Source organism: Salinisphaera aquimarina (genome assembly GCF_042643355.1).
Taxonomy (GTDB): Bacteria; Pseudomonadota; Gammaproteobacteria; order Nevskiales; family Salinisphaeraceae; genus Salinisphaera; species Salinisphaera aquimarina.
Map to the genome: position 1 here is coordinate 245,426 of NZ_JBHRSS010000008.1, position 18,403 is coordinate 263,828.

General features: G+C 60.8%; 17 protein-coding genes and 1 riboswitch. Of the genes, 8 read left to right on the forward strand and 9 right to left on the reverse strand.

Annotated features, from left to right (window positions below; translation table 11 throughout):
• Positions 1 to 39: 39 nt before the first annotated feature.
• The gene (locus tag ACFOSU_RS16615) at positions 40 to 720 is read left to right on the forward strand and encodes a glutathione S-transferase family protein (protein ID WP_380691037.1); all 681 of its coding nucleotides are present in this window, start codon (positions 40 to 42) and stop codon (positions 718 to 720) included.
• Between the two features lie 61 nt (positions 721 to 781).
• Here ACFOSU_RS16615 and ACFOSU_RS16620 read toward each other — a convergent pair whose 3' ends face one another.
• Entirely contained in the window at positions 782 to 1,564 is a 783-nt protein-coding gene (locus tag ACFOSU_RS16620) for an N-acyl homoserine lactonase family protein (protein ID WP_380691038.1), read from the reverse strand.
• A 246-nt stretch (positions 1,565 to 1,810) separates the two neighbouring features.
• Between ACFOSU_RS16620 and ACFOSU_RS16625 the strand changes: the two genes are divergently transcribed.
• The gene (locus ACFOSU_RS16625) at positions 1,811 to 2,884 is read left to right on the forward strand and encodes a mechanosensitive ion channel family protein (protein WP_380691040.1); all 1,074 of its coding nucleotides are present in this window, start codon (positions 1,811 to 1,813) and stop codon (positions 2,882 to 2,884) included.
• 39 nt (positions 2,885 to 2,923) lie between these two features.
• On the opposite strand, the gene ACFOSU_RS16630 is transcribed toward ACFOSU_RS16625, so the two are convergent.
• Complete coding sequence (locus ACFOSU_RS16630; RefSeq protein WP_380691041.1) at positions 2,924 to 3,709, reverse strand: PEP-CTERM sorting domain-containing protein; 786 nt, start codon at positions 3,707 to 3,709, stop codon at positions 2,924 to 2,926.
• A gap of 390 nt (positions 3,710 to 4,099) precedes the next feature.
• A riboswitch (cyclic di-GMP riboswitch) is annotated at positions 4,100 to 4,191 on the forward strand.
• Between the two features lie 105 nt (positions 4,192 to 4,296).
• Between ACFOSU_RS16630 and ACFOSU_RS16635 the strand changes: the two genes are divergently transcribed.
• Positions 4,297 to 6,687: an RIFT barrel domain-containing protein gene (locus tag ACFOSU_RS16635; RefSeq protein WP_380691042.1), complete on the forward strand. Its 2,391-nt coding sequence runs from the start codon at positions 4,297 to 4,299 to the stop codon at positions 6,685 to 6,687.
• Between the two features lie 274 nt (positions 6,688 to 6,961).
• On the opposite strand, the gene dbpA is transcribed toward ACFOSU_RS16635, so the two are convergent.
• The 3 genes from dbpA to ACFOSU_RS16650 form a co-directional block, all read right to left on the reverse strand.
• Positions 6,962 to 8,356 carry an ATP-dependent RNA helicase DbpA gene (dbpA, locus tag ACFOSU_RS16640; protein WP_380691043.1) on the reverse strand — a complete coding sequence of 465 codons (1,395 nt, stop codon included), beginning with the start codon at positions 8,354 to 8,356 and terminating at the stop codon, positions 6,962 to 6,964.
• Positions 8,357 to 8,671: 315 nt separating this feature from the next.
• The gene (locus ACFOSU_RS16645; RefSeq protein WP_380691044.1) at positions 8,672 to 8,878 is read right to left on the reverse strand and encodes a cold-shock protein; all 207 of its coding nucleotides are present in this window, start codon (positions 8,876 to 8,878) and stop codon (positions 8,672 to 8,674) included.
• A gap of 400 nt (positions 8,879 to 9,278) precedes the next feature.
• The gene (locus ACFOSU_RS16650) at positions 9,279 to 10,670 is read right to left on the reverse strand and encodes a class II fumarate hydratase (RefSeq protein WP_380691045.1); all 1,392 of its coding nucleotides are present in this window, start codon (positions 10,668 to 10,670) and stop codon (positions 9,279 to 9,281) included.
• A 151-nt stretch (positions 10,671 to 10,821) separates the two neighbouring features.
• Between ACFOSU_RS16650 and purB the strand changes: the two genes are divergently transcribed.
• Together purB and ACFOSU_RS16660 are read left to right on the forward strand one after the other, a co-directional pair.
• Entirely contained in the window at positions 10,822 to 12,204 is a 1,383-nt protein-coding gene (purB, locus tag ACFOSU_RS16655; RefSeq protein WP_380691372.1) for an adenylosuccinate lyase, read from the forward strand.
• Between the two features lie 5 nt (positions 12,205 to 12,209).
• The gene (locus ACFOSU_RS16660) at positions 12,210 to 12,827 is read left to right on the forward strand and encodes a nitroreductase family protein (RefSeq protein WP_380691046.1); all 618 of its coding nucleotides are present in this window, start codon (positions 12,210 to 12,212) and stop codon (positions 12,825 to 12,827) included.
• 24 nt (positions 12,828 to 12,851) lie between these two features.
• Here ACFOSU_RS16660 and ACFOSU_RS16665 read toward each other — a convergent pair whose 3' ends face one another.
• A complete protein-coding gene (locus ACFOSU_RS16665) occupies positions 12,852 to 13,292 on the reverse strand; it encodes an acyl-CoA thioesterase (RefSeq protein WP_380691047.1) in 441 nt (146 codons plus the stop codon).
• A 135-nt stretch (positions 13,293 to 13,427) separates the two neighbouring features.
• On the opposite strand from ACFOSU_RS16665, the gene ACFOSU_RS16670 reads away from it, so the two are divergent.
• Genes ACFOSU_RS16670 through ACFOSU_RS16680 form a run of 3 tightly spaced genes read left to right on the forward strand, consistent with a single transcriptional unit; the run spans position 13,428 to position 17,045 of the window.
• Positions 13,428 to 14,102: a TetR/AcrR family transcriptional regulator gene (locus ACFOSU_RS16670; RefSeq protein WP_380691048.1), complete on the forward strand. Its 675-nt coding sequence runs from the start codon at positions 13,428 to 13,430 to the stop codon at positions 14,100 to 14,102.
• 15 nt (positions 14,103 to 14,117) lie between these two features.
• A complete protein-coding gene (locus tag ACFOSU_RS16675; protein WP_380691049.1) occupies positions 14,118 to 16,580 on the forward strand; it encodes an acyl-CoA dehydrogenase in 2,463 nt (820 codons plus the stop codon).
• A 48-nt stretch (positions 16,581 to 16,628) separates the two neighbouring features.
• Positions 16,629 to 17,045 carry a DUF3293 domain-containing protein gene (locus ACFOSU_RS16680; RefSeq protein WP_380691050.1) on the forward strand — a complete coding sequence of 139 codons (417 nt, stop codon included), beginning with the start codon at positions 16,629 to 16,631 and terminating at the stop codon, positions 17,043 to 17,045.
• Between the two features lie 16 nt (positions 17,046 to 17,061).
• On the opposite strand, the gene ACFOSU_RS16685 is transcribed toward ACFOSU_RS16680, so the two are convergent.
• The 3 genes from ACFOSU_RS16685 to ACFOSU_RS16695 form a co-directional block, all read right to left on the reverse strand.
• A complete protein-coding gene (locus ACFOSU_RS16685) occupies positions 17,062 to 17,337 on the reverse strand; it encodes a SelT/SelW/SelH family protein (protein WP_380691051.1) in 276 nt (91 codons plus the stop codon).
• 1 nt (position 17,338) lies between these two features.
• On the reverse strand, positions 17,339 to 17,812 hold the full coding sequence (locus ACFOSU_RS16690; RefSeq protein WP_380691052.1) for an acyl-CoA thioesterase: 474 nt from the start codon (positions 17,810 to 17,812) through the stop codon (positions 17,339 to 17,341).
• 103 nt (positions 17,813 to 17,915) lie between these two features.
• On the reverse strand, positions 17,916 to 18,365 hold the full coding sequence (locus ACFOSU_RS16695) for a DUF3015 family protein (RefSeq protein ID WP_380691053.1): 450 nt from the start codon (positions 18,363 to 18,365) through the stop codon (positions 17,916 to 17,918).
• Between the last annotated feature and the right edge of the window lie 38 nt (positions 18,366 to 18,403).

Sequence of the window (18,403 nt, forward strand, 5' to 3'; positions counted from 1 at the left end):
GCCGCACACTCGCCGCGTGATTCGACTATCGAGAACGCAATGATCAAGTTCTATTACCATCCCTCGCCCAACCCGGCGAAGATCGCCCTGTTCCTGGAAGAGTCCGGCCTCGACTACGAGTTGATGCCGGTCGATACCCGCAAGGGCGAACAGTTCGAGCCCGAGTTCCTGAAGATCAACCCGAACGCCAAGACCCCGGCGATCGTGGATACCGACACCGGCGCCACCGTGTTCGACAGCACCGCCATCCTGCTCTATCTGGCCGACAAGACCGGCCAATTCCTGCCCGAGGACAAGCCGGCCGTACGCGCCGAAATGCTGTCGTGGCTGATGCTGATCGCCACGGGCATCGGCCCCTATTCCGGTCAGGCAGTGCACTTCAAGCATTTTGCCCCGGAGAAACTGGACTATGCGATCAATCGCTACGACTTCGAGGCCAAGCGCCACTGGGGCCTGATCAACGACCATCTGGAAGGCCGCGACTTCATGGTCGGCGACAGCTACAGCATCGTCGACATGGCGGTCTGGGGCTGGGGCGGGCCGGTGCCGTTCGTGATGGGCGAAGACGCCTGGTCGCTATTCCCGAACGCCAAGCGCCTGTTCGACTGGATCAGTGCTCGGCCGGCGGCCGAACGCGCCGGCGCGCTCAAGCAGAAACACGCGTTCAAGACCGAGATGGATGACGACGCCAAGCGCCATATGTTCCCACAGAACAAATAGCGCTAAAGCATCCATCGATGAGCCGCCGCGGGATTCCGTGGCGGCTTTTTTGTGTCGACCCTCAGCTGAAATAGTCGGGGAATACGGGCAACGTGTTGAAGAAGGCCAGATCGTGATTCGGCCAGAGCTCCGCCTGCGTGCGCCGGGCAAGCGACTTTAGCGAGCGAATACTCGCCAGCGCTGTGGCCTCGTCGTCGCGCCAGCAATAACCCGGCGCGACCTCGTCATCGAGATTCTCCCGAAGATCGGCCGCATCACCACACAGGATGATCGGCGCGCCCTTGGCACGCTCGATGAACAAGGACATGTGCCCGGCGGTATGGCCGGGCGACTCGATCGCCATCAAGCCGGGCACCACCTCATAAGCGCCGGCGTGTACCCGCCAGTCGGCGGCGCCTTCGATCTCGTCGGCAAAGATACCGCTGACATCGCCGGTGTTCGCGGCGTCCACCTCGGCCTGCTGAATATGGACATCACAGCCGGCAACGTCGCATAGACCACCCGCGTGGTCGAAGTGCAGATGGCTCAGAAAGACCAGGTCGATATCCCGTATCGACAGACCCAGACGCGCCAGATAACTGGGAATACGCTGCGCCTGGGTCATCACGGGCGGTTCGAACAACGGGCGCATCGGATCGAAATAGTGGGCGCGCAGCGCAGGTGTTGCGATCTTGTGATAGTCGCAACCCACATCGTAGAGCACGCGCCCGTTCGAGGTTTCGATCAGATAGGCAAGAATCGGCGCATCGATGTACTCGCTGTGCCCACGTCCACGCGTCGATACCACTTTTTCGTAACGATGCGTGGCCGTCAGCAGGGGCCATATGCGTATATCTCTGGACACGATCCTCACAGTTGAGAAAAGGGGTATCCAGTCGACAAGCAAGATGAGCGCCAGGCAAGGCCATCGGCGCCCCGACCCGGCAGGATGGACCGCGGTTAGCGGCAAAGCGGCTACATAGCCAAAGGCCGACACTTGCGGTATTCGTTTTCGACCTTTAGATGGCGTCGCTAACCGGAAAACGCACCAAAATTGCATGTCATAAACTCACAGTCCGAATCATTCGGCGCGACGCGCCAAGGAAGCTCGATGCCCGAAACGACTCGCTCTCTGGTCGGTGCCTGGGCCGTTACCGGCGGTATGGCGATCTGCGCCGCACTCGGGCTGCTGGCGGTCTATTGTCTGCTTATTGCTATGGCGCGGCGCCTGACCGCGCGCCGCGATATCGCGCACAAGTTTCTCGACGACTGTGCCTATGCCGGCGGCACGGTGGTATTTCTGCTTACGTTGCAGACCGTCTGGCAAGCGCATACGACCGCCCTGCTTCCCTGGATACAGGTGGTACGCCATCTCACCGGCCTCTGCCTGATTCTTGCACTCACATGGGCCGCGATGCGCGCCACGAGTGCCATTGGCGACGTGGTCGTGGGCATGAATCCGGCCGTCGAAGGTCGTCATCATACCGCCCGAAAACTGGAAACCCAGGCCCGCTTCATCAGCCGCGGTCTCAGCGTGCTGATCGCCATCATCGGCGTGGCCGCCGCGCTGATGACTTTTCCCTCCATCCGTCAGCTGGGCACCAGCCTGCTGGCCTCGGCCGGTATCGGCGGGCTGATTCTGGGTTTTGCCGCTCGGCCGGTGATCGGCAATCTGTTCGCCGGCCTGCAGATCGCGCTGTCGCAGCCGTTTCGCATCGAGGACGTACTCAAGGTCGAAGGCAACTGGTGCTGGGTCGAAGACATCACCACCACCTACGTGGTGCTGCGCGCCTGGGACATGCGACGAATCATCGTGCCGCTGCAGTGGTTCATCGAGAACCCGTTCGAGAACTGGACGCGTGACACGACCAATCTATTCGCGCCGGTGTTGATATGGCTCGACTACCGCATGCCGATCGAGCCCATCCGCAACGAATTCCAGCGTCTGCTGGATACCGATGGCGCGTGGGACGGCAAGGTTGGCCACACCCAGGTGGTCGACGCCAACGAACACGCCATGCAGGTGCGTTTTCTGCTCAGCGCGGGCGACTCCATCACGCTGTGGCATTTCCGTTGTCGGGTACGCGAAGCCATGCTCGACTTCATACAACGGGAATATCCACAGTACCTGCCCACGGTCAGAGCTCGACTCAAGGACAACGACAGCGCGTCCGGTCTGTTCTGAGCAGGCATGGGCGAAGCTACCCAACACGGCTGGTCCGTTTTATAGCGCCGCAGGCGAGATGCCAGGACCCGCCGACTTACGTCGACGCAGGCAGCCCATACCGGCAATAATCGCCAACGCCAGCCATGCGAGCCCTCGTGGTTCGGCGACCGATACCTCAGATGTCGGCAGACTGATCTGGCCTGCCTGACCAAAGCGCAGGTCATCCAGCGCAAAGCCGGCAGAGTTGTCCCCGGCGCGCCCAAACTGGATACCAGCGATCGAATTCGCGCCGCTATCGTCGGCCAGCCCCAGGAACTGGGCGCCGGTCAGGCCATTCTCCACCGATCCGAGCAGATTGCCTTGCCGATCGAACGCCGTCAGCACATGTGAGCCTGGCGCGTCGAAAAAACTGCCGATAAATCCGGCCGCGTTGACCCCGATACTGAACAGGATGGAAATTGGTCCATTAAAACGCGGCGACCCGCTCAGGATGGCTTCATCGGCGGAGCCCGGCACTAGGGTCGTAAACACCGGCTGTGCATTGCCCACTAGCGAAAGCCCATCCGAAGGAGACCCGGTAACGCAGCCCGCGCAGTTAAAATCGACCGCCTGGCCGCTGAAAAGGCCGCCCGTGCTCACGGTCGGACGGCTGCCACCGGCGTTCGGCCCGGGAATGAAGACGGGATTGCCGGTCTGATCGGGAACCTCGCTGAAGGTGATCAGGGATGCGTCCTGGTTGAACACGCTGGCATCGACCGATATCAACGCCGCCTGCGCAGGTACAACGCACAGAAGCGTGCTGCATGCGCTTATCAAAATATGCTGTGCTCTGGTTCCGATCATCAGTGGGGTCCCGAAATATTGATCACGCGCACATGTCGCGCCTATTGATTGGTATAGCTAATGCAAATTCGGGACCAACATTCAGTTCGTTGAAAATATTAATTTTTTTAAACTTTACAAACAAGAATATATGAGAACTGTAAGTTTTTTCGACACACGCATAAGCATCATTCTCCTGTAATTCCGATTGTTTTTATAGGCGGAAGGCGCAGGTTTTCCAACATTGCATCGTATTTTTATGAAAACTGGTGCACCGCAAAACGAATCCATTAATCTTGATTCTTACGCAACTGACTGCATTAACAATAATCTTTTGCGCGGAACGGACCAGTCCTTCGCAAGGCGCCGGCTTTAAGGATTGACATCACGCGGCCTCGCCGGAAAGCTACGCACCGACAAAGGCAACCCTGTCGAAAGACAGGTACGCAAAGCCAGGAGTCTACGGCCCCCTTGAACGGAGCTAAGATTGTCGGGTTTCCGCTAAGCCCCGCTGCAGCAATCTCGCGAGTAAAGCGCGAGTGAAGTCCTGTGCGGACTATGTAGAAAACCTGGGGGCACAGGTTTTAATACAGGATCTTTATTTAAAAATGCATATTTTTCAAAAATACGCCTTCGCGTTGGCAATCGGCTGCTTGCTGATCGCGAACGCGGGAACCGCGGCGCAGTCTTCGGCCGGCAAACAGTACGCGGGGTACGCCAGTTACGGCAATGCGCCGACCACGGCCACCAATTCCGACAGCAGCGACATCAAGAGCTACGGGACGACCGGTTCTTACGGTACCGTTGGCAAGCCCAATGAAACCACGCCGACTTCAGAACCGGCTAAACCCACCGCGCCGAACGACGCTGACGGCGCTGACGGCGCTGACGGCGCTGACGGCGCTGACGGCGATAGTACCGAGGTCGATTCGGGCGGCGCCCAAGGCGTGGCGAGTTTCGAGGTCGAAAACAATGCGGGACAAAAGCAGTCCAACGTACCGGTGACCATCGGTCAGGTATTCCGCAAGGGCGCGGTGCCGTCGGACAAGAGCCTCGATGCACGTATCGACGGGCAGCCTATTCCCATCCAGGTCGACAAGAAAGCCAGTTGGCAGGATGGTTCTTTGCGCCATGCCGTCATTTCCGTACGCGTCCCGACGCTTGCGGACGGAACCAGCCGCGTCGATCTCGTCCTGGCAAAGCCGTCGTCCAGCGGCTCGGCGCCCACCATCAACCAGCTTCTGGGCACGGATTTTGACGCCAGCGCAGATCTAAAGATCAAGGGGCGCAAATACCACATCGATGCACGCGAACTGCTCACCCGGGTCAATCAGACGGGCGGTTGCACGAGTTGGGGCAAGCAATGCAAACAATGGCTATCGGGCCCGGTTGCATCTGAATGGATCGTTGGCGGCCCGGTAAGCACGTCCGAAAGCGGACCATCGTCGCTCGCCGCTGTCTATTTCCATATTCGTGCTTACGGCGACGGCAATGGCAAGATTTCGCGAGCACGCGTCGATGTCGTCATGGAAAACGACTGGGCCTATGCCAAGGCCCCCCAGAACATCAAGTACGCCGCTGACCTGAGCGTCGGTCAACAGAACTTCAAGGTCAAATCACTCAAGCATTATCGCCAGGCCCGCTGGCACAAGGTGTTGTGGTGGCACAACGCTCCGGATGTCTATGCCCGCGTAGACACGCGGTATCTGCAGTCGACCGGTGCCATTTCGCGTTATGCCGACCTGGCCCCCAGTGAAAAATTTCTGAACTCCGTCGCGACGTCGTTCGCCCCCATGACCAACGGCAATCAGACTCCGGTGATGGCCAACACCGGAGCCCAGGCAGCGATCGGCCCCCTGCCACGCTGGACATCCACTTATGCAGTGTCTGGAGACCAACGTGCCTTTGATTGGATGAGGGCCAATGATGACGCCGTGGGCACCTATGGATTTCATTACCGAGATCAGGAGACCGGCCGGCCGCTCGAAATCACTCGGCATCCGCAAGTGACCATTGCGAATTACAGCTCTGCGAGTCAATCAGGCGACCCGCAGACCCGGGCCGACCTGTTACCGAAATGCGGCGGCGACTGCAACTCCCCATATGCATTCGATATTGCGCACCATCCCTCCATCGGCTATGTCCCCTATCTGGTGACAGGCGACTATTACTATCTTGAAGAGATGCAGTTCACCGCCTCCTACATCGAGCTTTGGGGGAACGAGAAGTATCGTGGTTTCGATAAAGGGCTCCTGGCACACGCGCAGGGACAGGTGCGTGGGCAGGCATGGTCACTACGCAGTATCGGCGATGCTGCGTTCGCCACGCCCGACGATGATCCGATGAAATCCTACTTCGAGGGGCTGGTCGCCAATATTCTCGCCGATTATCAGGATCGCTTTCTTGCCGATGATAGAGCGGACCAATTGCACGTCATCGATACCTACGGCGCGGCGATCTACTCACTCAATGGCCAGTCACGCGTGGGAATCGCACCATGGCAGGCTGACTTCTTTACCTGGGCCGTGGGCCATGCCGCTGAGCAGGGTTTCACGGCTGCAACACCTTTTCTGAAGTGGCTCGCCACTTTTCAGATCGGCCGCATGACCGATTGGAAAGACAACCCCGCCCAAGGTTACTGCTGGCTTCTAGCATCCGCCTACAGCCTACAGATCCGCGACTCCCGGTCATCCGGTACCTATGCAACGCTTCAGCGAGCCTACGAAAAGAGTTTCGCAGGTATCGATGGTCTGAAATGCAACAGCCAGCCGATGATCAATGAATTGTCGAGCGGCTCTAATAGCTACGTCCGCGGGGAAATGGTGGGCTACGCGAATTCGGCGACCGGCTTTCCGGCAAATTTCCAGCCCGCGTTGTCGATGGCAGTAGACAGCGGCATCAAAAACGCTGCGCTGGCATGGAGCATCTTTGCTGGCCGCACCATCAAACCTAAATTCGATACATATCCAAACTTCGCGATCGTACCGCGCTCGCAGTAATTAAGGGCGGCAAAAAGCGGACGGTGCCGGCAGGCGCCGGCCGCTTTTTTCGAATGCCCACTTTGATGTTGAAAAACTCAGGGCGCTATCGCGGTTACGGCATGGGTTGACGGGAATGACGCGTAATGATGCTTGTGTCGCAATTCCGGCTGCAATACGTCTAATCCCGAGGGCGATCTTTTGCTTGCGGAGCGGCCCCAGCTCGAACCGCCACACGAACCGGCTCGAGGCGGGGTCACAACGCGAAGTGGCGCGTTCACCCGCGGTACGCCAGTCAGCTCAGTGCGCGTACCCGAAATTTCCGGCCTTTGATACGGCCGGCGCTCAGGCGATCCTGGCCAGCACGGGCGACATCGCGTCGGATGGCCACATAGGCACGCGTGGCGGCAATGTCGATCTTGCCGATTGCGTCTGAACTCAACCCGGCGTCACCGGTCAGCGCGCCGAGAATATCGCCCGGACGGAGCTTGTCGCGACGTCCGCCATCAATGACGAGGGTCTTCATGGGGGCGAGTTTCAGCGTCTTGGCGCGGGGTTTCTCCAGTACGAGAGGATGCCACGACAGAGGGGCACCGAGGTGTCGCTTGAGGTGGTCGGCCCGCGACCGCTCCTGAGCCGTACAAAGCGTGATCGCCAGGCCGGATTCGCCCGCTCTTCCGGTGCGGCCAATTCGATGTGTATGCGTGTCGGGATCGTTGGCCATGTCGTAGCTCACCACCAGGGGCAAAGCCACGATATCGAGACCGCGAGCGGCGACGTCCGTTGCGACCAGTACCGCGCAACTACGATTGACGAACTGGATGAGCACTTCGTCACGGTCTCGCTGCTCCATATCGCCGTGCAGCGCGAGTGCCGACAGTCCGCGTCCGTCCAGATCCTTTTGCACGGCATCCACATCTCGCCGCATGTTGCAGAACACGAGCGCCTGGGCACTGCCCGCGTCGCCGGCGGCTTCCTGATCGAGAATCTGCGCCAGCGCGTCCGGCTTGCGAACCGCGGCTATTTCGTGAAAGCGTTGCTCGATTGCGGCATCGTCGCGATCCGACTCATCGACGGTCACTTCCACGGCATCGTGCTGCAGGCCTTCACTGGCGACACGGAGGGCAGGTGGCCAGGTGGCCGAAAAGAGCAATGTCTGGCGGCGTTTGTCGAGATAACCCACGATAGTGGTCAGGTCCTCGCCAAAGCCCATATCGAGCATCCGGTCCGCCTCATCGAGAACAAGAGTGCGAACGCTGCTGCAATCCAGGCTTTCGCGCCGCAGGTGCGCAAGCACGCGCCCGGGCGTTCCGACCACGACATGCGGCTCATGCGCCAGCGACGCCAGCTGCGGGCGCATCGGCACGCCGCCACAGAGGGTCAGGAGTTTGACGTTGGGAAGCGCAGTCGCCAAAGCGCGGATCGCGCGGCTGACCTGGTCCGCGAGTTCACGCGTGGGACATAGGACGAGGGCCTGCAGGCGCGCCTCTTCGACCGTGAGGGTTTGCAGCAACCCAAGTCCGAATGCGGCGGTCTTGCCGCTGCCGGTTATGGCCTGCGCGATCACGTCGCGGCCGAGCAGTATCGGGGGCAGGCTCTGGGCCTGTATAGGCGTCATCGACGGATAGCCCAGCGAGTCGACGCTGGCCAGCAGTTCGGGACGTAAATCCAAGGTATTGAATGCGGTCATGCAACATGATCGCATCTAATGACGGCGAGTGCCGTCAATAAAGGAAGAGAAACCGCGATGCGCGGTCAGGGGCGGATGAACTCGCCCGAAGCTTAATGGAGATAAAAGAAGCCAGACACGAATACGTAGCTAGAGAACGTAGGAACCGACCGATGGTCGATGATACGAAAGAGCCAAATAGCAGTGTCCGACCTCTTATACCAGTCTCGGCGTCGCGGGATAGACCTTGACGCGATCGCTGGAACAGTTACATCACAGCAATCTCATCACGCCCTGTTGATCCCGCGGGCGGCAAGACTTGTCGTTTGTCTAAGCTTAGACAGCGACGACGTTATTGGCGCACGGTCCTTTCTGACCTTCGCCGACTTCGAATTCGACAGCCTGTCCATCATTCAGGGTCGCGTAGCCGCCACCGTTCTTGATCTCGGAATGATGCACGAAAAGGTCTTTGCTTCCATCCTCAGGGGCGATGAAACCAAAACCTTTTTCGGAACTGAACCACTTCACTGTGCCTTTGGCCATACTTTTTCTCTAACTTAATCGTGTTGATTGATCGCAGATTATCTGCCCGTCTAGTATACCCACTATTGAAGACAGAGCGCGAATTTTAATTATTCGTTTTTTATTCAGTGATCTACGGGCTAAAAACGGATGATTCGCAAAACAGAATTCATCATTTTTCCTGTTTATTTGCCTGAAACCGTCCTGTGAATCGACGCTGAAAAGCGAACACGGGCAACAAAGCCAAGCCATGGACACAGCCCGGGGCGACCATGAAAACGAAGACACGATCGATTATTCGACCGCATCTTCGATCATCCGACGCCTGTAGTTCGACCAGCAAAGAGCTATACCGACATCCGACCCGAACCTGCCTGTTGGCCGTGCCATCGTCCGGCACGGCAAAAGACACGGCCGGCGCTTATTTCTTGATGCCGCCCTTGGTGAGATCGGCCGGGTCGAGGAGTCGATCCAGCTCCTTCTCGTCGAGATCGGTCTGCTCCATGGCGATTTCCTTGACCGGACGGCCTTCCTTGTAGGCCTGCTTGGCAATGGCGGCGCCCTTGTCGTAGCCGATCACCGAATTGAGCGCGGTCACCAGGATCGGGTTCTTCGACAGCGCGTCGTCGAGATTGGCCTGGTTGACGGTGAAGCCGGCGATTGCCTTGTCCGCCATGATGGTCGCCGTATTCGTGAGCAGTTCGATGGATTGCAGCAGGTTGTAGGCGATCACCGGCAACATGACATTGAGCTGGAAATTGCCGGCCTGGCCGGCGACCGTGATCGTGGTGTCGTTGCCGATGACCTGGGCCGACACCATGGCGGCGGCCTCCGGGATTACCGGATTGACCTTGCCGGGCATGATGCTGGAGCCCGGCTGCAGCGACGGCAGCGCAATTTCGCCCAGTCCCGCCAGCGGGCCCGAGTTCATCCAGCGCAAATCGTTGGCGATCTTCATCATCGACACGGCCGTGGTCTTGAGCTGACCCGACAGTTCGACCGCCGCGTCCTGCGAGGACAGGCTTTCGAAATAGTTGCTGCTGGCGTGAAATTCACAGCCGCTCGCCTCGCCGATCGCCTTGGCAAAGCGCGCGCCGAACTCCGGATGCGCGTTGATGCCGGTGCCTACGGCGGTGCCGCCCTGGGCGAGCCCGCGCATGCGCTCGAGCGCGGATTCGACGCGCGCAATATTGGAGTCGATCTGTGCGGCCCAGCCGCCCAGCTCCTGATCGAAACGCACCGGCATGGCGTCCATCAGATGGGTGCGGCCGGTCTTGACCACGTCAGCCAGCTCGGCGCCTTTCGTATGCAGCGTATCGCGCATATGGCGCAGGGCCGGCAGCAGGCGTTTTTCGCATTCGATGACCGCCGCCACGTGAATCGAGGTCGGGATCACGTCGTTGGACGACTGGCCCATGTTGACGTGGTCGTTGGGGTGCACGGTCTTGCCGACCGCCTGCGTGGCCAGATGGGCGACCACCTCGTTGGTATTCATGTTGGTCGACGTGCCGGACCCGGTCTGGAAGATATCGACCGGGAAATGCGCGTCGTACTCGCCTTCGGCGACGGCCGTGGCGGAGTCGACGATGGCCTGGGCGAGATCCGCGTCGAGCAGTTCCAGATCGCGGTTGACGTGGGCCGCGCTGGCCTTGATCAGCCCGAGAGCGTTGATCATGGCGCGCGGTGCGCGCAGATCCGAAACCGGGAAGTTATCGACCGCGCGCTGGGACTGTGCGCCCCAGAGCGCGTGCCTGGGCACCTTGAGTTCGCCCATGCTGTCTTTCTCGATCCGGTAGTCGTCTTTTTCCGCCATCGCTCGCTCCTTCTAAAGCCTGTGGGTCACCGAGTGCGAGCCCGGTGTGCTGGATGTTTCGCGCCGCCGCGACAGCGACGCGACGCCGGTGAATTCGGTAGAATCCGCGATTCTATCACCGCCCTCACCCAACGGATGCGTGCCCATGGCCATGCAACTCACCGCGCTGTCTGCCATTTCCCCGATCGACGGGCGTTATGCCAGCAAGACCTGGCAACTGCGTTCCATCTGCAGCGAATACGGCTTGATCCGCTATCGCCTGATCGTGGAGATCCGCTGGCTACAGGCGCTGGCCGCCGAAGCCGATATTCCCGAAGTGGCGCCGCTGTCCGAGCCGGCCAGCGCGTTCCTCGAACAGCTGATCGCGGACTTCGACATCAACGAAGGCCAGCAGGTCAAGGCGATCGAGGACACCACCAATCACGACGTGAAAGCGGTCGAATACTACCTCCGCAACAAGATCAAGAATTTCGAAGAGCTGGCGCATATCAGCGAATTCATCCATTTCGCCTGCACCTCGGAAGACATCAACAACCTGGCCTATGCCCAGATGCTGCGCGACGCCCGCGACGACAATCTGCTGCCGGCGATCGACCGGGTGATCGACGCGATCAGCGGGCTGGCCCACGATTACGCCGACGTCTCCATGCTCGCGCGCACCCACGGCCAGTCCGCGTCGCCGACCACGCTAGGCAAGGAAATGGCGGTCTTCGCGCAGCGTCTGATCCGCCAGCGCGCCCTGCTCGCCGAGGTCACGATCTTCGGCAAGATGAACGGCGCGGTGGGCAACTACAACGCGCATCTGGCGGCGTATCCGGACGCCGACTGGCCGGGCATCGCCACGCGCTTCATCCGCGGCATGAACCTGGAAGTCAGCCCGGCGACGACCCAGATCGAACCCCATGATTTCATCGCCGAGTTTTTCCACGCGGTGATGCGCATCAACACCGTGCTGACCGATTTCTCGCGCGATATCTGGGGTTATATCTCGCTGGGCTATTTCAAGCAGGCCACGGTCGAAGGCGAGATCGGCTCGTCGACGATGCCGCACAAGGTCAACCCGATCGATTTCGAGAACGCCGAAGGTAATCTCGGCCTGGCCAACGCGATCATGGACCATCTGGCCGCCAAGCTGCCGATCTCGCGCTGGCAGCGTGACCTGACCGACTCCACCGTGCTGCGCAATCTCGGCGTGGGGCTGGCACACGGCGGTGTGGCCTATGCATCGCTGCTGCGCGGTGTCGGCAAGCTGCAGGCCAACGAAGCGAGAATGAGCGCCGATCTCGACGACAACTGGATCGTGCTCGCCGAGGCCGTGCAGACGGTGATGCGCATCCGCGGCATCAGCGGCGCCTACGAGCAGCTCAAGGCGCTCACCCGCGGCAAGGTGATCGACGCCAACGCCATGCATGCGTTCATCGATACGCTCGATCTCCCGGATGACGACAAGCAGCGCCTGCTGGCGATGCGCCCGCATGATTATGTCGGCAATGCGCCCGATCAGGCTCGTACCGTGCCGCGCGGCGGCGACTGAACTCCATGGACGTATTCGAAGCGATAACGAGCCGGCGTTCGGTACGTCATTTCGACCCGACGCATCGCATGAGCGACAGCGAAATCGACACGCTCATGCAGCATGTACTGTTGTCCCCTACTGCGTTCAATATCCAGAACTGGCGGTTCGTGGCGGTTCAGGACAGCGAATTGCGCAGCGAGATCCGCAAGGCCGCCTGGGATCAGGCCCAGATCACCGAGGCCTCGCTACTGCTGGTGTTCTGCCTCGACCTCAAGAGCTGGGCCAAGGCACCGGAACGCTACTGGCGCAATGCCCCGGATGACGTCGCGAGCGCCATGGTGCGCGAGATCCTGCATTTCTACCGCGACGATGAAGCCCTGCAGCGCGACGAAGGCATGCGCTCCTGCGGCATGGCGGCCCAGACCGCGATGCTCGCGGCCCGCGCCATGGGCTACGATTCCTGCCCGATGGACGGCTTCGACTTCAAGCGCGTCGGCCATCTGATCAACCTGCCGCCGGATCATCGCATCTGCATGATGCTGTGCGTCGGCAAGACGCTTCAGGGCGCGCATCCGCGCAGCGGCCAGCTGGCGCTTGCGGATGTATTCATGCGCGACGGATTCACCGAACGCGAGTGCTAAGCGCCTGTTGAGCCCGCGTGCCGCCTATTCCTCCGGCGGCACGTTCTCCATGTCGCGGATGCGCTCACGCACCGTTTCCGGCACGCGCATGCTGGTCTGGGCGCCGAAGTCGAACCATACGATCACGGTCTGGTAGACCGCGATCACGTCGTCGGTATCGGCAAAGAACAGACATTGTTCGAGATCGATGCTGCTGCGCCCCATGCGGCTGACGCGCGTGCCGATTTCCACATCTGCCGGAAACCGCAGCTGCTGGCGAAAACTGCAGCGCAGATCGGCCAGCAGCGGACCATCGCTGGTCTGGGTATCGCCGCCGTCGGCGATGATGTGCACGTAATCGATGCGCCCGTCTTCGGAATAACGGTAGAAGACCGTATTGTTGACGTGGCCAAGGCTGTCCATCTCGCCCCATTTCACCTTGATGGGGACGAAATGGGCGTAATCGGAACGGGTCGGATGGCGCATGCTGTTCCCTGTGTGTTCTCGAATTCAGTGAATCCGGCGCTCAGGCGACGGCTCACCCTCTCTCCATACGGCGCCGTATTGACACGACGCAACAACTAAGCAACATTATACGTAAGTATTAAGGTACTACGCGGCATGGCGAAAACACAGAAAGTAATGCTCAACGCGCACGACTGGGCTGAAGCGGCCCTGGATGCGATCGGCCGGCGCGGCGTCGAAGGCGTGGCGGTGGAACCACTGGCACGCGAACTGGGCGTGACCAAGGGTAGCTTCTACTGGCACTTCCCCAACCGGGAAGCATTGCTGGTGGCCGCGCTACAGCGCTGGGAAGCGCGCGAAACCGATGAAGTGCTCGCACGCGTACAGCAGGAACTGGACCCGCGCGCCCGTATCAAGCGCCTGATCACCGAGGTGAATACCTCGAAACGCGCCAGCCGTGTGTATATGGCCCTGTCGAGCGCCACCAAGCCCGGCTTCGTGCGCGACTACGTCGAACGCGTATCCAAACGGCGCCTGGATTTCATCATCGACTGCTATTCGGCGCTCGGCCTGTCCGCCGACGTTGCGCGCCAATGGGCGTTGATGACGTTCTCCGTGTTCCTGGGCGCGCTGCAGATTCGGCGTGACCTGCCCGGCGAATGGCCGGCCGCTGACGAGCCCGCGTTTGCGGATTACGTGCGTTTTCTCATGGTCAGCCTGATGCCGCACGAACTCGACGGCACGTCGCCCGCAGCAAACACCGATTCGGCCGGCGCCCTAGATGGCGACGCCGACCCTACTGCCGCCCTGGGCAGTGGCCAACGATTTTAAAAACCGGAGGTTGTTATGACAGCTCTGTTATCAATACTCGTCGCCATCGCGGCGATCTGGGTACTCGCCTATATAGGCGCACCGCTGATCGCCTGGAGTGCAGCGGTGGTGGTCTATTTCCTCGCTCTGGCCGTGGTCGGTGCCATCGGCTGGCCGGGCTTGCTGCTCGCGGCCGTCGTGTTCGCGCCGATTCTGGTGCTGTTCAACACCACCAGCCTGCGCAAGAAACTGGTCAGCAAGCCGATCTTCAAGGGCTTCAAGGCGGTGCTGCCGCCGATGTCCGACACCGAGCGCGAAGCGCTGGAAGCCGGCAGCGCCTGGTGGGAGGCGGAGATGTTCCGCGGCAAACCGGACTGGCAGTATCTGCTTAATTTCAAGCGAACCCAGCTGACCGAGGCCGAACAGTCGTTTCTCGACAACGAAACCGAAACCCTGTGTGAAATGCTCGACGAGTGGGAAATCACTGCCGAGCTCAAGGATATTCCGGAAGACGCCTGGAACTACATCCGCAACAATCAGTTCTTCGCCATGCTCATTCCCAAGGAGCACGGCGGACTGGGTTTCTCGGCGGTCGCGCAGTCAACGGTAGTGGCCAAGATCGCCTCGCGTTCGCTGACTACGGCTGTGACCGTGATGGTGCCCAACTCGCTCGGGCCGGGCGAACTGCTCGTCCACTACGGCACCAAGGAACAACAGGAAAAATGGCTGCCGGGGCTGGCCGACGGCACCCAACTGCCCTGCTTCGGCCTCACCGGCCCGGAAGTGGGTTCGGACGCCGGCGCGCTGCCGGACACCGGCATCGTCTGCAAGGGCGAGTACAACGGCGAGCAGGTGCTGGGCATGAAGCTCACCTTCTCCAAGCGCTGGATCACCCTCGCCCCGGTCGCCACGGTTATCGGTCTGGCCTTCAAACTGTATGACCCGGAGGGACTGCTTGGCGATCCCGACAAGACCGACTACGGCATCACCTGCGCGCTGATCTCGTCGGACGAGCCGGGCGTGGAAATCGGCCGTCGCCATTCGCCGGGCGCGTTCATGAACGGCCCGATCTACGGCACCGACATCTTCGTGCCGCTGGATGCCATCATCGGCGGCCCGGAAAAAGCCGGCGGCGGCTGGCGCATGCTGGTCGAATGCCTGTCCGCGGGTCGCGGCATCTCGCTGCCGGCACTGTCGTCGGCGGCCTCCAAGGTCGCGTATCGCATGACCGGCGCGTTCGGTCGCATCCGCCGCCAGTTCAAGGTTCCGGTTGGCAAATTCGAAGGCGTGCAGGAAGCGACCGCGCGTATCTCGGGCCTGAACTACAAGATGGAAGCCGCGCGCATCTTCACCGCCAGCGGCGTCGATCAGTGCACGCCGTCGGTGGTCACGGCCATGGCCAAGTACCACATGACCGAATGGATGCGCCAGATCATCAACGACTCGATGGACGTACACGGCGGACGCGGTATCCAGCAGGGTCCGCGCAACTATCTGTTCTCCTCCTACCAGTCGATTCCGATCGCGATCACGGTAGAGGGCGCAAATATCCTCACCCGCAGCCTGATGATCTTCGGCCAGGGCGCAATCCGCTGTCATCCGTACGTGTTCCCGGAAATGGAAGCCGCTCGCGAGGACGATCTGGACGCGTTCGACACGCTGCTGTGGTCGCACGTCGGCCATTCGGTCAACCGTGCCGCGCGCACACTGACGTTCGGCCTGTCCGGCGCGATCACCGCCAAGGCCCCGGTCGCGGGCGTGGCTGCGCCCTACTATCGCCAGCTCGAGCGTTTCTCCTCGGCGCTGGCGATCTGTTCGGACGTCACCATGGGCATGCTCGGCGGCGAGCTCAAGCGCAAGGAACTGCTCTCCGCGCGCCTCGGCGATGTGCTCTCGGAGCTGTATTTCGCTACCGCCACGCTCAAGTTCTTCTACGACGAAGGCGAACGCGAAGAGGACATCCCGCATCTGCACTATGTGCTGCAGGACAGCCTGCACAAGATCGAGCAGGCCTTCGACGGCTTCTTCCGCAACTTCCCGAACGCGTTCGTGGGCGGCGCCATGCGATTTCTCGTGTTCCCGACCGGTCAGTACCACAAGGGGCCGAGCGACACCCTCATCAACGTACTCGGCGATGCCATCATGGAGCCGTCCAGCTTCCGTGATCGCCTGAGTGCGAATATCCATCTCGGCACCGATGCGCGCAGCGCCACCGGCCGCATGGAGAAGGCGTTCAACAAACTGGTGGAAGTCGAGCCGATCTATGACAGGTTCGCCAAGGCAGTCGGCAAGGGCGAGGCCGAGGGCTTCACTGTCGACGACCAGCTGGCGAGTTGCGTCAAAAACGGGGTGCTCACCGACGCCGAGGCGAGCCAGGTCAAGGAATACGACGACCTGCGCTACGACGCGATCCTGACCGATGCCTTCAGCAAGGAATACCTGCAGGATCCGGTCAACCATCAACACGAGGATCATCGCCTCGAGTCACGCGTGGCCTGACGGTTAGGGCGAGACCACAATGACCCGGGCCTCGGCCCGGGTTTTTTTATGACCGACGACATCCAGACACTTTTTGCCAGCGCGTGCTACCGGGTCACGTTGCCCTCGGGCTTCGCTGATCTGCGTATCGACGCGCCCTGCCCGGACACACTCGCCTGCTGGCTCGCCCGTCACGCGGGTTCGACACCGGCGTGGCTGATCACGGCTCACAACCCACGCGCGCAGCTGCTTGATGCCTCCGTGAACCGTGCACGCGCGACCGTACTCGAACACTATGCGACCACTCGCCATCTCGTAGCACTGGAGTGTGTCAATCAGGATCCAGCAGATGCGTGGCCCGACGAGCCCGGTCTGTTGATCGCCGGGCTCGAAGAGGGCATGGCGCGTGCGCTGGGCCGACGCTTTGCCCAACTGGCGATCGTCGAAGTGCGTATTGCTCAGTCGGTGCGCTTGCTGTGGCTCTGATCAGCTACTGAAGGACTTACCGGTCGGAATGGCCGAGATCACGCGCGGGTTCGATCCGGTCGCGAATCATCTGCTTGATCGGTCTGGTTTCCGGAAAGCCGCCGTCGGTTTTTCTGGAATGCAGACAGTGACCGTCGAGGCGGATCTCGAATACGCCGGCGCCCGCCGGAATCAGTGCCACCTCGCCGAGTGCATCGCCGAAAGTGGTAAGGAATTCCTGCGCCATCCAGGCCGCGCGCGCCTGCCAGCGGCACCCCGGGCAGAACAGGATCTCCAGCCGCGGGGCTGTCATGTCAGTTCCCTGATCGGTCATTGCCGCCCGGGTTGGCGCCCGGTGCGGGCCGATAGGCATCCACAAACAGCTGCGGCATGCGCCGCGGGCGCCCGTTCGACAAACGGATGCATACATAGTGGGTCCGCGCGCGAAAGACGGTGCGGCCGTCGCTCTTGCGACGAATCTGAAAAGCCCGCCACATGGCCAGTCGGCCGTCGTTCTGCGTGATCCAGGTCGCGACCTGGAGGGTGTCGCCGAACACGGCCGGCTGCAGATAATCGAGTTCGTGGCGGTGCACCACGCAGGCCGCGTCGAGTTCCCGGTAGCTGTCCCAGGTCAGGCCCAGCGCTTCGGTGTGATGCCAGGCCGCGCGCTCCAGATATTTCAGATAGACCGAATTGTTGACGTGTTCGAGGCGGTCGATATCGTCCGCGGCCACGTCGAGCTCGATATAGTAGGGAACGTCGATGTCCCAAGCGTCGCTGCGCGCCATCGTGCGCCCTCATCCGATCCAGTCGCCCGCGGCAGCGGTCCGCTGCGCGGGGCAATAAAAAAGCCGGTATGTCGCCATACCGGCTTTGAATATCTATCGTAGATCAGCCTGCGGCGCCAGCCGAAGCCATTTTCATGTCGGGCGGCGTACCCACCACCTGATAAAGACGCGTCAGCCATTGATCGGCGTCGGCATCGCTTGAGAACAGCGACTCGTAGTTGGCCTGGACCTTCTGATCGAACGCCTGGGTATTCTCGGCGTGCATCATGTAGGCCAGTGCATCGAGATTTTCGCCCTGGCCCTGAGCGGCCTCGCGCTTGAGCATGGCGTACTGGGAATCGACGAACTTGCGGCGTGCCGCGTGCGTGCGCGCGTCCACGTCGCTCGCCGTGTCCGTGGTGATGTTGCTCGTGCCCTGTACGGCATTGGTGGTCGCATCGGCGATACGCGCCGTGCCGTCCACGATCGTGTCGGAGGTAATGGTGATCTGCGAGCAGCCGGCCAGCGCGCTGCCGGCCAGTGCCAATGCACCCAAACGAACCATCGGACGCATAGGAACTCCCTGATTTGTCGAATAAAGAACTTGTATTA

What these genes read in the sequence shown, in the direction of transcription:
- ACFOSU_RS16615 (WP_380691037.1), top strand. Translation starts at nt 40, where the DNA reads ATGATCAAGTTCTATTACCATCCCTCGCCCAACCCGGCGAAGATCGCC.
- ACFOSU_RS16625 (WP_380691040.1), top strand. Translation starts at nt 1,811, where the DNA reads ATGCCCGAAACGACTCGCTCTCTGGTCGGTGCCTGGGCCGTTACCGGC.
- ACFOSU_RS16630 (WP_380691041.1), bottom strand. Translation starts at nt 3,709, where the DNA reads ATGATCGGAACCAGAGCACAGCATATTTTGATAAGCGCATGCAGCACG.
- ACFOSU_RS16635 (WP_380691042.1), top strand. Translation starts at nt 4,297, where the DNA reads ATGCATATTTTTCAAAAATACGCCTTCGCGTTGGCAATCGGCTGCTTG.
- dbpA (WP_380691043.1), bottom strand. Translation starts at nt 8,356, where the DNA reads ATGACCGCATTCAATACCTTGGATTTACGTCCCGAACTGCTGGCCAGC.
- ACFOSU_RS16645 (WP_380691044.1), bottom strand. Translation starts at nt 8,878, where the DNA reads ATGGCCAAAGGCACAGTGAAGTGGTTCAGTTCCGAAAAAGGTTTTGGT.
- ACFOSU_RS16650 (WP_380691045.1), bottom strand. Translation starts at nt 10,670, where the DNA reads ATGGCGGAAAAAGACGACTACCGGATCGAGAAAGACAGCATGGGCGAA.
- purB (WP_380691372.1), top strand. Translation starts at nt 10,822, where the DNA reads ATGCAACTCACCGCGCTGTCTGCCATTTCCCCGATCGACGGGCGTTAT.
- ACFOSU_RS16660 (WP_380691046.1), top strand. Translation starts at nt 12,210, where the DNA reads ATGGACGTATTCGAAGCGATAACGAGCCGGCGTTCGGTACGTCATTTC.
- ACFOSU_RS16665 (WP_380691047.1), bottom strand. Translation starts at nt 13,292, where the DNA reads ATGCGCCATCCGACCCGTTCCGATTACGCCCATTTCGTCCCCATCAAG.
- ACFOSU_RS16670 (WP_380691048.1), top strand. Translation starts at nt 13,428, where the DNA reads ATGGCGAAAACACAGAAAGTAATGCTCAACGCGCACGACTGGGCTGAA.
- ACFOSU_RS16675 (WP_380691049.1), top strand. Translation starts at nt 14,118, where the DNA reads ATGACAGCTCTGTTATCAATACTCGTCGCCATCGCGGCGATCTGGGTA.
- ACFOSU_RS16680 (WP_380691050.1), top strand. Translation starts at nt 16,629, where the DNA reads ATGACCGACGACATCCAGACACTTTTTGCCAGCGCGTGCTACCGGGTC.
- ACFOSU_RS16685 (WP_380691051.1), bottom strand. Translation starts at nt 17,337, where the DNA reads ATGACAGCCCCGCGGCTGGAGATCCTGTTCTGCCCGGGGTGCCGCTGG.
- ACFOSU_RS16690 (WP_380691052.1), bottom strand. Translation starts at nt 17,812, where the DNA reads ATGGCGCGCAGCGACGCTTGGGACATCGACGTTCCCTACTATATCGAG.
- ACFOSU_RS16695 (WP_380691053.1), bottom strand. Translation starts at nt 18,365, where the DNA reads ATGCGTCCGATGGTTCGTTTGGGTGCATTGGCACTGGCCGGCAGCGCG.